Annotated in this window: 11 protein-coding genes; 3 read left to right on the forward strand and 8 right to left on the reverse strand. The window is 71.9% G+C overall.

Annotation, left to right across the window (positions count from 1 at the left end; genetic code table 11):
- Nucleotides 1-42: 42 nt before the first annotated feature.
- The 8 genes from OG505_RS17195 to OG505_RS17230 form a co-directional block, all read right to left on the reverse strand.
- Nucleotides 43-1047, reverse strand: a complete 1005-nt coding sequence (locus OG505_RS17195; protein ID WP_405425674.1) for an ABC transporter substrate-binding protein — start codon at nt 1045-1047, stop codon at nt 43-45.
- A 130-nt stretch (nt 1048-1177) separates the two neighbouring features.
- Entirely contained in the window at nt 1178-1870 is a 693-nt protein-coding gene (locus OG505_RS17200) for an L-ribulose-5-phosphate 4-epimerase (RefSeq protein ID WP_234582851.1), read from the reverse strand.
- Nucleotides 1867-3549: a ribulokinase gene (gene araB / locus OG505_RS17205; protein ID WP_405425676.1), complete on the reverse strand. Its 1683-nt coding sequence runs from the start codon at nt 3547-3549 to the stop codon at nt 1867-1869. The genes OG505_RS17200 and araB overlap by 4 nt, the downstream gene beginning before the upstream one ends.
- Nucleotides 3550-4341: 792 nt before the next feature.
- Nucleotides 4342-5130 (reverse strand): ABC transporter permease, encoded by a 789-nt coding sequence (locus OG505_RS17210; RefSeq protein WP_405425678.1) that lies wholly within the window; start codon nt 5128-5130, stop codon nt 4342-4344.
- Complete coding sequence (locus OG505_RS17215) at nt 5127-6137, reverse strand: ATP-binding cassette domain-containing protein (RefSeq protein ID WP_405425680.1); 1011 nt, start codon at nt 6135-6137, stop codon at nt 5127-5129. The genes OG505_RS17210 and OG505_RS17215 overlap by 4 nt, the downstream gene beginning before the upstream one ends.
- 34 nt (nt 6138-6171) lie before the next feature.
- Nucleotides 6172-7014 (reverse strand): DUF4097 family beta strand repeat-containing protein, encoded by an 843-nt coding sequence (locus OG505_RS17220; RefSeq protein WP_405425682.1) that lies wholly within the window; start codon nt 7012-7014, stop codon nt 6172-6174.
- Between the two features lie 58 nt (nt 7015-7072).
- Complete coding sequence (locus OG505_RS17225; RefSeq protein WP_405425684.1) at nt 7073-7600, reverse strand: hypothetical protein; 528 nt, start codon at nt 7598-7600, stop codon at nt 7073-7075.
- Nucleotides 7601-7755: 155 nt separating this feature from the next.
- On the reverse strand, nt 7756-8724 hold the full coding sequence (locus OG505_RS17230; protein ID WP_405425686.1) for an SDR family NAD(P)-dependent oxidoreductase: 969 nt from the start codon (nt 8722-8724) through the stop codon (nt 7756-7758).
- Nucleotides 8725-8806: 82 nt separating this feature from the next.
- On the opposite strand from OG505_RS17230, the gene OG505_RS17235 reads away from it, so the two are divergent.
- The 3 genes from OG505_RS17235 (at nt 8807) to OG505_RS17245 (ending at nt 12929) form a co-directional block, all read left to right on the forward strand.
- Complete coding sequence (locus OG505_RS17235; RefSeq protein WP_405425688.1) at nt 8807-9733, forward strand: AraC family transcriptional regulator; 927 nt, start codon at nt 8807-8809, stop codon at nt 9731-9733.
- Between the two features lie 176 nt (nt 9734-9909).
- A complete protein-coding gene (locus OG505_RS17240) occupies nt 9910-12105 on the forward strand; it encodes a hypothetical protein (protein WP_405425690.1) in 2196 nt (731 codons plus the stop codon).
- Nucleotides 12106-12278: 173 nt separating this feature from the next.
- On the forward strand, nt 12279-12929 hold the full coding sequence (locus OG505_RS17245) for a class I SAM-dependent methyltransferase (protein ID WP_405425691.1): 651 nt from the start codon (nt 12279-12281) through the stop codon (nt 12927-12929).
- Nucleotide 12930: the final 1 nt, after the last annotated feature.

Here is a 12930-nt window from a genome sequence, read left to right on the forward strand (position 1 = left end):
CGGCGGGGTCGCCACGCGAGCGCGGCGACCCCCCTGCGTCGATCAGTACTTGCGGGTGGGCAGAGCCTCCTTGGCCTGCTCGGTCGTGAAGGTGGTCTCCTCGGTCTCGATCCGAGGCGGCACCGTCTCGCCCGCGTGGACCTTCTTGGCCAGGTCCATCAGCTGTGGGCCGAGCAGCGGGCTGCACTCCGCGATGAAGTTGAACTTCCCGTCGGCGAGGGCCTGCATGCCGTCCTTGACGGCGTCGACCGTGATGATGGTGATGTCCTTGCCGGGCACCTTGCCAGCCGCGGTAATGGCCTCGAGCGCACCCAGACCCATGTCGTCGTTGTGCGCGAACAGCACGTCGATCTTCGGGTTGGCCTTGAGGAACTGCTCCATGACCTGCTTGCCGCCCGCCCGGGTGAAGTCACCCGGCTGGGAAGCGATGATCTTCAGGTTCGGGTTGGCGGCGATCGCCTCGCCGAAGCCCTTCTTGCGGTCGTTGGCCGGAGCGGCACCGGTGTTGCCCTGCAGCTCGACGATGTTCACCGGGCCCGTGGCGCTCTTCTTCTGCTCGACCAGCCACTCACCGGCGAGCCGACCCTCCTTGACGAAGTCCGAGCCGAGGAACGTCTTGTACAGGCTCTTGTCGGCCGAGTCGACCGAGCGGTCGGTCAGGATGACCGGAATGCCGGCGTCCTTGGCCTCCTTGAGCACGGTGTCCCAGCCGGACTCCACGACCGGCGAGAAGGCGATGACGTCGACCTTCTGCTGGATGTAGTTGCGGATCGCCTTGATCTGGTTTTCCTGCTTCTGCTGCGCGTCGTCGAACTTCAGCTCGATGCCGGCCGCAGCGGCGGACTCCTTGATCGAGGTGGTGTTCGCGGTACGCCACCCGCTCTCCGCACCGACCTGGGAGAAGCCCATGGTGATCTTGCCGTCGTCCTTGGACCCGCCGCCGCCGGTGTCGCTGTTGCCGCAGGCCGCCACGCCGCCCACGAGCAGCACGCTGGCGAGGACCGCGACAGCGCGCCACGGAGCGGACTGCGTTCGCATCTTTCCCATCAGTTCTCCTTGGCTGGGGTGTGGTGGGGACCGCGCGAGCCGCCGACGTGCGAAGGGTGGCGTACGCGGGTGGTGCGTGCTGGTGCGTCGGTGGAGCAGACCGGCGGGCCCGGATGGCCGATGGAGACGGTCAGGGACCTGCCGGTGCGACTGGTTGTTGCCCGTAGACGTTCTGGTAGCGGTGGTAGAGAGCGTCGATGTCGGCCTGCGCGATCGGCACCGGCTGCCCGAGGGTCCGCGCCAGGTACGCGGTGCGGGCCACGTCCTCGCACATGACCGCGGCCTTGACCGCCGCCCGGGCGTCCCGACCGATGGAGAAGACGCCGTGGTTGCGCATCAGCACCGCGGGAGAGCGGTGCCCGGCGAGCGTGGCGACGATGCCCTTGCCGATGTCGTCGCCGCCGATCAGCGCGAACGGACCCAGCGGGATCTCCCCGCCGAACTCGTCGGCCTGCGCCGTGAGGTGGCAGGGGATCGCCTCTCCGCAGGCGGCCCAGGCGCTGGCGTACGAGCTGTGCGTGTGCACGACCCCACCGACCTCGGGCATGGCGCGGTAGACGTAGGCGTGGGCGGCCGTGTCGCTGGACGGGGCGAGGTCCCCCTCGACGAGCACACCGTCGAGGTCGCAGACCACCATGGTGTCGGCCGTGAGGTCGTCGTAGCCCACACCGCTCGGCTTGATCACCATGAGGTCCTGACCGGGGACCCGCGCCGAGACGTTGCCGGACGTCCAGGCGACCAGGTTGTACCGGGTCAGCTCGCTGTGCAGGCGGGCGACGACCTCGCGCAGCTCGCCGATCTGCCGACTCACCTCTGCGTTCATGCGACGACCTCCAGCGGGGCCTCGTGCGTGGCCGCGACGGCCTCGACCGCCGCGTTGCGGATCGCCCGCAGGCGGAGCATGACGTCGTTGCCGCCCCGACCGAAGTGGTCGTGCAGGGCCCGGTACTCGGCGTACAGGGCGTCGTAGGCGCGCGCCCGGTCGGGATCCGGCGTGTAGACCGCCTCGTGCACACGCCCCATCGCCTGCGACGCCTCGTGGATCGACGGGTACGCCCCGGCGGCGACGGCGGCGTGGATCGCCGACCCGAGCGCCGGCCCCTGCGCGGACGCGATGATGTTCAGCGGTCGCTTGGTCACGTCGGCGTAGATCTGCATCAGCAGCTTGTTGTTGGTGAGACCGCCCGCGATCACCAGGTCGTTCACCGGAACCCCGGCCTCGACGAACGCGTCGATGATCATCCTGGTGCCGTACGCCGTGGACTCCAGCAGCGCACGGTAGATGTCCTGCGGCCGGGTGGCCAGGGTCATCCCGACGATCATCCCGCTGAGGTCGTGATTGACCAGCAGCGAGCGGTTGCCGTTCCACCAGTCCAACGCGACCAGGCCGTGTGCGCCGACCGGCTGGCTGGCGGCAAGCTCGGTGAGGCGTTCGTGCGAGTCGAGGCCGGCGGGGGCGCCGTGCTCGACGAACCAGCCGAAGATGTCGCCGACGCCGCTCTGCCCGGCCTCGTAGCCCCAGGCGCCGGGGCTGATGCCGCCGTCCACGACACCGCACATGCCGGCCACCTCGGCGACCTCCGCGCCGTTGACCACGTGGCAGGTCGAGGTGCCCATGATGGCGACCAGCCGACCGGGCTCCACCGCCTGCGCGGACGCCGCGGTGACGTGCGCGTCGACGTTGCCGACGGCCACCGCGATCCCCTCCGGCAGACCGGTCCAGGCCGAGGCGCGGGCGGTGAGCGTGCCGGCGCGGGCGCCGAGCGGCAGCAGCGGGCCGTCGAGCTTGGCCACGAAGTCGCCGAAGCCCGGGTTGAGCGCGGTCAGGAAGCTCTCGGACGGGTACTGCCCGTCCTGCAGGATGCCCTTGTAACCCGCGGTGCAGACGTTACGGGTCTCGGTGCCGCTGAGCTGCCAGACGATCCAGTCGGCGGCCTCGATGAACCGCTCGGCCCGGTGGTAGATCTCCGGGTCCTCCTCCAGGATCTGCAGACCCTTGGCGTACTGCCACTCGGCGGAGATCTTGCCGCCGTACCGGCCGATCCACGGCTCCGCCCGCTCGTGGGCCAGCGCGTTGATCCGGTCGGCGTGCGGCTGCGCGGCGTGGTGCTTCCACAGCTTGACCCAGGAGTGCGGCCGATCGCGCAGCTCGGGATCCTCGCAGAGCGGGGTGCCGTGGGCGTCGGTCGGCAGCACGGTGCAGGCGGTGAAGTCGATGCCGATGCCCACCACCGCTGCGGGGTCCACCCCTGCGGCGGACACCGCCGCCGGGACGGCGTAGCGCAGCACGTCGCGGTAGTCGTCCGGATTCTGCAGCGCCCAGTCCGGGGGCAGCGGTCGACCTCCGGGCAGCGTCTCGCTGATGACTCCGTCGCCATACTCGTGCACCGCGGTCCCCAACTCGGCACCGTCGGAAACCCGGACCACGAGGGCCCGCCCGGAGAGAGTGCCGAAGTCGACACCCACGACGTAGCTTTCGGCAGCTCCGTCCACACGCTCCATGTTCACCTCCACCGTTAACGGGGATAGTGTTAACGTTCACATCCAGCGCCGTCAAGACATCAAGCTGCAACAGCTCCGTAACGGAACGCGGAGGCCGCGCCCAGTCGGGCGGGTAGCTACGGGATTGGCGCAAAGGCCGCGATTCCGTCTCCAGGCCGGTCAGCGCAGCGCCGAGAGGGCGACGCCTGGTCGGCAGTCGGCCGAAACCTCCTCGCCCGGCGGGCGGCCGGACGCCCCATCGGCCGGCCGCCGGCCCGGCGCCGCCTCAGCCGGCAGGACGACAGCGATGTCCCCGCACCACTGCGTCACGGCGGGACGTTGCGATCGCGACGGTGGCCCAGGCAACGGCGATGTCAGCGATAACATCGTCGCGGCCGCCGCCCTCGCATGATCAGATCTATGATCCGCGCCGCGGCCGCCGCCGAGCCCATGAGCGCGCGATCCGGTCGCCGACGTGCACCTCGGGTGCCCCGCCCAGGGCTCGTGTTATCGATAACATTCGACGTTTGGCGACCGCCGCCCGCCCGGTCTCGACTCATCGCGTCTCGCCCGCGCCCGCGTGGCGCCTGACCCGACCGGGCGACAAGACGTGCGGCGTCGCGCCCATGGCCGGAGTGGGGCCTCCGACGCGACCCCGCGCTGGTGATCGACTCCAGGTCGGCGAGGTCGCGGTATCCGGTCGGCCGGACACCGCGACATCGCTGAACCGGGGTCGGTTATGCGCCTCGGGCCCGGCCCCGGAGGGCCGGACCGGGGCGGGTCGGGCGGGTCGGGCGGGGCGGGCCCGTCGGGTCAGGCGGTCCGGCCGCGGTTGTAGAGCGCCTTGGCCCAGAGGAAGCAGGCCACCGTGATGACGGCGCACCAGGCGACCGCGAGGATCCCGTTGATGCCGATTCCGCTGCCGAGCAGGAGGCCTCGGAGGGTCTCCATGACCGGCGTGAAGGGTTGGTAGTCGGCGAAGAGGCGCACCGCCGTCGGCATCGAGTCGGTGGGGACGAACCCGCTGCCGAGGAACGGCAGGAGCATCAGCGGCATGGGCACGTTGCTGGCCGTCTCGACGCTCTTCGTCGCCAGGCCGAGGGCGACCGTCAGCCAGGTGACCGCGAAAGTGATCATGGTGAGGACGCCGATCGCGGCGAGCCACTCGACGGCACTGGCGGTGGGACGGAACCCGACGAGCAGCGCCACGCCGGTGACGACCGCGAGGCTGAGCATCGTCTGGAGCACGCTGCCCACGACGTGGCCGGTGAGGACCGACGGTCGGAAGATCGCCATCGTACGGAAGCGGGCGATGATGCCCTCGGCCATGTCCATGGCGACGGAGATGGCGGTGCCCTGCGCCGCGCTGGCCACCGTGATGAGCAGGATTCCCGGGGTGACGTAGTTGGCGTAGTCGGCACGGCCGCCGGAGGGCCCGAGGCCGGCGCCGAGCGTGCCGCCGAAAACGTAGACGAAGAGCAGCAGAAGGATGACGGGAAGACCGACGAGCATGAGGGTCAGCGAGGGGTAGCGCCGCATGTGCAGGAGGTTGCGCCGCAGCATGGTGTTCGAGTCGCGCAGGGCGAGGTTGAGGGTGCTCATCGGGCGGAAGCCCTTTCGTGGCCGGACCGCCCGGCCCGGGTGTCGGGGTGGCTGTCGGGGTGGTCGGGGTGGCTGTCGGGTCGGCCGGTGAGGGCGAGGAAGACGTCGTCGAGGTCGGGGGTGTGCACGGCGAGGCCGGCCACGGTGATCGCGTCGCGGTCGAGGTGGTCGAGGACCGACCGCAACGAGCCGACCCCGCCGTCGCTCGGCACCTGGAGGGTGAGCGCGGCGTCGTCCCGGGTGGCCGCCGCGAACGTACGGGCCGCCGAGTCGAGCCCTTCCTGGTCGGCGAACCGCAACACGACGTGGCCGCCCGGGATGAGCCGCTTGAGCTCGTGCGGAGTGCCCTCGGCGATCAGCCGGCCATGGTCGAGGAACGCGACGCGGTCGGCGAGTTGATCGGCCTCCTCCAGGTACTGGGTCGTCAGCAGGATGGTGACGCCCTCGGCGGCGAGGGCCCGGATGATCTGCCACATGGCGCGGCGGCTGCGCGGGTCGAGGCCGGTCGTCGGCTCGTCGAGGAAGATGACGCGGGGGTCGCCGACCAGGGTCATCGCGAGGTCGAGCCGACGGCGCATGCCGCCGGAGTACGTCGAGGCTGGCTTGTCCGCCACCTCGGTCAGATCGAACCGCGCGAGCAGGTCGGCGATTCGTCGCCGACCCTCCGCCCGGTCCAGGTGGCACAGGTCGGCCATCAGGTTCAGGTTCTCCCGGCCGGTGAGCAGGTTGTCCACGGCGGAGAACTGGCCGGTCACGCCGATCAGCTCACGGACCGCGTCGGGCTCACGGGTCACGTCGTGGCCGAGGACGCGGGCGTGGCCGTCGTCCGCCCGGAGCAGGGTGGAGAGGATCTGCACGGTGGTGGTCTTGCCGGCGCCGTTCGGGCCGAGCAGCGCGAAGATCGTTCCCTCGGTGATCATCAGGTCGATGCCGTCGAGGACGACCTTGTCACCGTAGGACTTCCGCAGCTCGGTGGTGACGATCGCGGGTTTCCTGCTGCTGGTCATGGTCTCCTCATTTGCGGTGGGGGGTCGCGGCGGATCAGGCACGGCGGATCGTGATGTCGCCGTAGGAGGTGTTCGCGCGGATCTCGACCGTCTCGTCGGTCTCGGCCGGGCCGTCGGCCGACTCGAGCGCGTTGTGCACGCGCCCGTGCCGGGAGCTGACGTCGAGCCAGGCGGCGGTGCCCCGCCGGACACCGACCTCGATCGCGCCGTACGAGGTGTGCGACTCGACCGACCCGCGTACGACCTCGCCGAGCCGGACGTTGCCGTACGCGGTGCGTGCCGCCACCGAGGCCATCGACGCGTCCACGGCGATGTCGCCGTACGCGGTGTTGACGCGGACCTCACCGCCGCTGCGGCCGATCCAGCAGTCGCCGGAGGAGTTCTTGATCTCCGCGGTGCCGTCGACCGTGCCGAGGCGCACCTTTCCGGAGGAGGCCTTCACCCGGGCGGAACCGGTGACACGCTCCACCGCGACCTCGCCGTGGCTGCTGTCGATCTCCAGCGGCCCGGTCTCCTCGAGCCGGATGCCGCTGCCGGTCTTGATGCGGCACTCGCCGAGCCGCCCCTCGCCGCGAAACGCCGCCCACGCCGCCTCGGCATGCAGCCGTGACCCGCTCGGCACCTCGATGAGGACGTCGACCGAGGGCCCGGAGCCGAAGCCGTATCGGCGCCAGCTCTTGGGCACCCTGATCCGCAGGAGCCCGGCGGCGTACTCGACGGTGGTCTGCTCCGCGGCGCTCACGTCGGCCTTGCTCGACGGGTCGCGGGGCCGCACCTGCACCACCGTGTCGGTGCGGTCGGTCGCGGCGATCCAGGCGTCCCCGACGGGCAGCTCGACCTGGACGGAAATCGGTTCTGGTGTCTCGAAAACAGGCATGGTGGTCTCCCGGAAGGTGGGTGGTGGAGGCGAACGGAGGTGGCGGAGGGTGCGCGGCTCAGCGCGCCCAGCCGGTGACGTGCTGGCCGGAGCGGGGCGGCTCCAACCGACGCGGTGGCTGGCGATCCGTGCCGCCGGCCCCGACGGCGGCGGCGACGGCTCGCACCAGCCAGGCGTTGACGGACAGCCCGGCCCGGCTGGCGGCCCCGTCGACGCTGGCCTTGAGATGGTCGGGGAGACGGAGGTTGATCCGGGACGTGCCGCCCTCGTCGCCCTCGGGCGGGAGCAGCGGCGCCGGCGCCGGAGACGGTTCGCTGACCGCATCTGAGCTGTCCGCCAGCGGGCTCGCGGGCGTCACCACGAAGTTGGGCTCGCGCCCGCGCAGCCGGACGTGCACCGACCCGGGGGCGAGATCGCGGGTGATCTCGTCGGCCGCGTCGGACAGCGCCTCGAGCAGCGTGAGGTGGGTCGCCGCCTCCAGTTGAGTGAAGAGCCGCTCGGCCAGTATCCGACCCTCCGGGTCGACGCCCTCGGCGGCCACAGCGAACTCGTTGCGCAGGTTCTCGACGTACGGCCTCAGGTCCATGGCACCATGATGGCACCATTTTGGCTCAGGATGCAACAGTGATGGCTCAGATTGCTGCCATGACGGCGGCTACCCCGCCGTACCCCGATCAATCGTGGCCGCCGGGCGCGGCCACGCGCGAGCGCGCCGCGCCCGACGCCCGGCGGCGGTCGCGCTCAGCGCGAGGAGAGCACCTTCTCGGCGTACGCCCAGAGCCGGTCCGCGGCGACCGGGTCGACCGCGTGGTCCGCGACCCCGCCGGTGGCGTTCGGGCCACCGGGCACCACCTCCGCCTCCTGGTTGTCGACGAAGTACCGGCTGCCGATGCCGTCGAGCAGGGGTGACGCGGCGAGCAGGACGGTGGTCGCCGCTCCCTGGGCGGGCGTCTTGTAGTAGTCCGGCACCACCAGGTTGCCCGCCTCGTCCATCGCGCCGAGCGCGCGCATCATGTCGTCGTCGATGTGACGTTGCAGGTTGGTGTGGATGTACCCGGGGTTGAGGGCGTTGGCGGTGATCCCGTCCCTCGCCCACCGCCGGGTGATGCCGACCGCGAGCAGGACGTCCGCGGTCTTGGACTGCCCGTACGCCGACCACGGGTCGTACGGGCGCCGCTCGAACTGGGGGTCCTCGACATCGAACGGAGCGCCCAGGTGCGCCCCGGAGCTGACCACCACGACCCGGGCCGCCCCGGCGGCACGCAAGTTGTCGTGCAGACCGACGGCGAGCGCGAAGTGACCAAGGTAGTTGGTCGCGAGCTGGAGTTCCCAGCCCTGCGCGGAGAGCTGCCGAGTCGGAAGCGCCATGATGCCGGCGTTGGCGACCAGCGTGTCGAGCGGGCCCCGCCAGGCCCCGACGAAGGCGTCGACCGAGCCCAGATCGGCGAGGTCGAGCGCGGCCGACCGGACGACGCCCCGGGTGGCGTCGGTGGCGAACTCCTCGACGAGCCGAGCGGCCCGCCGCGGGTCACGGACCGCGACGGTGACCTCGGCGCCGGCACCGGCCAGGGCGCGTACCGTCTCGACACCGAGGCCGGAGGCACCGCCGGTGACGATCATCCGGCGCCCGGCGAGGTCCACGCCGTCGAGGATCTCGACGGCGGTGGTACGGGCGGTGAACGACGTGGTGAGGCGTGGGTTCGCTGTCATGCCAGCCAGACTATGAACCTGGACCTGGACTGCCTATAGTCTAAGATCCGCGATACTTTAGTGATCGTCCAGGGCGGTGCCGATGGATCCCCTTGAGGACGTACTGGCGTTGCTCGGTGCGACGAGTCACGTCTCCGCCGGCCTCGTCGCCGGAGGGCGCTGGGCGGTCCGGTTCGACCCACCGGCCGGCGCCAAGTTCAACGCCATCCGGCGCGGCCGCTGCTTCCTGCTCGTCGACGGCCAGCCCGAGCCGGTCGGCCTCGCCGAAGGCGACTGCTACCTGCTGACCCGGCCGGTGGCCTACACGCTCTTCAGTGACCCCGACGCACCGGTCCAGCCGGCGTACCCGATCTTCGCCGCCGCTGGCGACGGCGTGGCGCACGCGGGCGACGGCGACGACATGTTCCTCATCGGCGGCGCGTTCTCCCTGGGCGACCGGGGTCGCAGTCTCCTGCTGGACAGCCTTCCGCCGATCATCCACGTACCCGCCGACACCCCCGCGGCGGCCACCATCCGGTGGGCGCTCGACGAGATCGACAGCGAGCTGCGGCAGCCTCAACTCGGATCGCGGCTCGTCGCCGAACACCTGGCGCTCGTCCTGCTGATCCAGGTCCTGCGGCTGCACCTGGCCCGCGATCCGCAGCACACGTCGGGCTGGCTGGCCGGGCTCGCCGATCCGGTGGTCGCCCCCGCGCTGCGGGCGATGCACGGGCGACCCGCGCAGTCGTGGACGGTGGACGAGATCGCCCGCGCCGCCTCCGTCTCCCGCTCCACCCTCGCCGCCCGCTTCCGGCAGGTCGTCGGCGTCGGCCCGTTGGAGTACCTCACCCGATGGCGGATCGAACTCGCGGCGGACCGCATCCGCCGCGGCTCGGACACCGTCGCCGCCATCGCCCTGGCCGTCGGGTACGGCTCGGAGAGCGCCCTCAGCGTGGCCTTCAAGCGTGTCACCGGCGTCTCGCCACGGACCTACCGCAGACAGGTGGCCGGGAGCACCCGGGCCGGGTAGGCGGGCCGGCAGCGCCGCGAGCGGCCCGCGCACCACAGGCGTCGCCGGCGCGATTGGGCGCGTCCGGGCGGGGTAGACCCCGGTCTGCCACGCGGGTGGCGGGGCCGCCCGCGGCTGGATCGCCGGCACCGGGCGGCCGGACGCCTCGGGGGGCGATGGCGGATGGATCAGCGCGGGTGAGCGGGCCCGACAGCTTCGGCGACATCGTGGAGCTACGGGTGCACGGCGTCTCCGGCGCGAGCACCGAGCAGGCTCTCGGCCTGGAGCGGACGGTGCAGGTCGCCGGCGACCGCGTGGGCGGCTTCGTCCGCGTCCGCCCCCACTGGTCGACGCCCGAGGCGCGAGGGGTGACGCTGGAGGCGTACCGCTGGGGCGACCTGCCCTCCGGCACCGTGGCCCGGACCCTGGCGCTGGTGCTCCTGCTGCCGTTCCTGCTGGTCAACGTGGCGATCTGGATGCGTCCGGCGAACCCCCGCTCGGAGGCAATGGTCAAGTCCCTGTGCCGGGTGCTGGCGCTGACGCTCACCGCGCTGTACGTGCTCGCCATCGCCGGCGTCGCCCTCGACCTCGTCGCCTGGCACTGCCTGAACTCGCCCCGCTGCGTGGCCGGTCGCAGCTGGTTGTCCTGGTTCAGCGACCAGCCCGCCGGGCGGCGGCTGGCGGTGTTCGCGCTGGTCCCGGTCGTCGCGATCGGCCTGGTCTGGCGGCTCAGCAACCGCCCCGGGCGGTCGTTCGAGGCGTTCCGCAGGCCCGACGAGGAATTCTCCGGGCATCGGCTCAGCACGGTCGGCACGTGGGACTCCGAACCGCTGGTCGGACGGCTCCGGTCCGTACACGTCGCCGCCGCGTTCGGGACGCTGAGCCTCGTCCTGCTCGCCGCCCGCGCCGCGGAAGGCGCGTCGATCGCCACTGTCGCGTTGGCGGTGGCCACCGGCGTACTCCTGGCTGCCTGCGTGGTGCTGCTCTGCACGCCACCGTTGATCGACCGGTCCCCCACCGACCGGCGGCTCGACGCGATCACCACCGCCCTCCGGACGACCGCGATCATCCTGACCGTCGTGGTCGTGGCCCATGTGCTGACCAGCCCCGCGACCTGGCGGGAGATGGATGCCCTGCCCGGCTACGACGCCACAGTGGTCTGGCTGTTCTCCGCCCAGACGACACTGCTGGCCGCTCTCGGTGTCGTGCTGCTCTGGCGGCGCAGAGGCAGCCCCCTGTTCGGGCTGGGAGCGCTGGTCATCGCGGCCACGGGGATCAGCACGGCGGTGGCGTACGCCGCTGAGCTCAACTACCGGGTGGCGGACTACCTCGACCGCGACCTGCCGACCGGGGAGGGCATCGCGACCGGCCCGCCCCGGGCGTACACCTGGGCGATCTTTGGTTTTCTCCGCACCGCGGTGGTCACGGTGCTCGTCGCCGGCCTGGTCGTCATGGTCTCCCGCCCCGGCCGCCGCCGCGCGGCGGCGGCGATCATCGCGCGCGACTATCCGAACGCGCCGGCAGAGGCCGGACCGCGGCTGCGCCAGGTCCGTGACGCGCTGGCCCGAGCCAGATTCACCGAACGCCTGGTGCTGCTGGCCGTGGTCTTCGGCTGCCTCGCCGGGATCGGCTCCGCCACCACCACCCTCGATCTGCTGGGGCTGTTTCCGGGCGACGTCGTCGAGCGGTACACCCGGCTGCCCTCGGACGCGACCACCTTCAGCATCGCGTTCGCCAGCTGGGCGACGGCAGCGGTCATCGTCGGCCTGGTCCTCGGCGGAGTCTTCGCCTACCGCACCGAGGGGTTCCGGCGGCACGTCGGCGTCATCTGGGACCTCGGGACCTTCTGGCCCCGGGCCGCCCACCCGTTCGCGCCACCCTGCTACGCCGAGCGGGCCGTGCCGGAGCTGACGCGACGCATCACCTACCTGGTCGAGCGCGGCAACGCCGTGCTGCTCTCCGGACACAGCCACGGCTCGGTCCTGCTCGCCGCGGCCGTACTCCAGTTGCCGCCCCGGATCGGCGGCCGGATCGCGCTGCTCACGTACGGGTCACCGCTGCGCCGGCTGTACGCGCGGCTCTTTCCCGCGTACATCGACGACGCGGTGTTGCGCGAGATCGGCGGCCGGGTCGGCTGGCGGTGGGTGAACCTGTGGCGCGACACCGACGCGATCGGCGGGCGCGTCTTCCCCGACCGGGGGTCACGGGCATCCGAGGGTGACCCGGCGGCGGCGGTGGACCGCCGGGAGCGCGATCCCAGCGACGTGGTGACCCCGCCGGGCGACAGCGTTCCCCCACCGATCCAGGGGCACTGGCGGTCCGAGTCCGACGAGGGGTTCGCCGACGCGGTACGGGAGTTGGCGCAGCGGCTGCGGCACGCGCCGCCCGAGTGACGCGAACGACCACCACGCCGCCCGAGCGGAGCATCACGCCGTCTGTGCACGCCAGTGGAAGGCGTGTCCCGGGGATGCGGGCGCCAGAACCAGCCTACGGAGCGGGCCACACCGGCGCGGTTGACTTCGCCGCTCATGATTGTGGTCGCTGCCCGCGAATCCTGGAGGTAGACGTGGCCGCTGTGTCCCACCCGGTGTTCGCCCGGGTCTACGAGCGGCTCAGCGTCGCCATGGACCGCGCCGGCACCGCCGAGTTCCGCCGCGACCTGGCCGCCGGCCTGACCGGCCGGGTGCTCGAGGTCGGCGCCGGAAACGGGCGCATGTTCGCCCACTACCCCCCAACCGTGACCGAGGTCGTCGCGGTCGAGCCGGAACGCCGCCTGCGTGCCGCCGCCGTCCGGGCTGCCCCGGCCGCGCCCGTGCCGGTCACGGTCGTCGACGGCCTGGCCGAGGCGTTGCCCGCCGCCGACGGCGAATTCGACGCGGTCGTGGTCGCGTTGGTGCTGTGCACCGTTCCCGACCAGGCCGCCGCGCTCGCCGAGATCCACCGCGTGCTGCGCCCCGGCGGGCAGCTGCGCTTCTTCGAGCACGTCGCCGCCGAGGAACCCGGTCGCCTCCGTCGGGTCCAGCGGTTCTCCGACGCCACGCTCTGGCCGAAACTGTTCGCCGGCTGCCACACCGGTCGCGACACCACGGCCGCCATCGAGGCGGCCCGGTTCGCCATCGACGAGCTGCGTCGCTTCCGGTTCCCGACCGGCAGCTCTAGCCCCTCCTCGCCGTGCGTTCTGGGTCGCGCGACCCGCCGGGAACAGCAGGCGGCCTGAG

This window comes from Micromonospora sp. NBC_00617 (genome assembly GCF_045161355.1).
In the GTDB taxonomy this organism is placed as follows: Bacteria; Actinomycetota; Actinomycetes; order Mycobacteriales; family Micromonosporaceae; genus Micromonospora.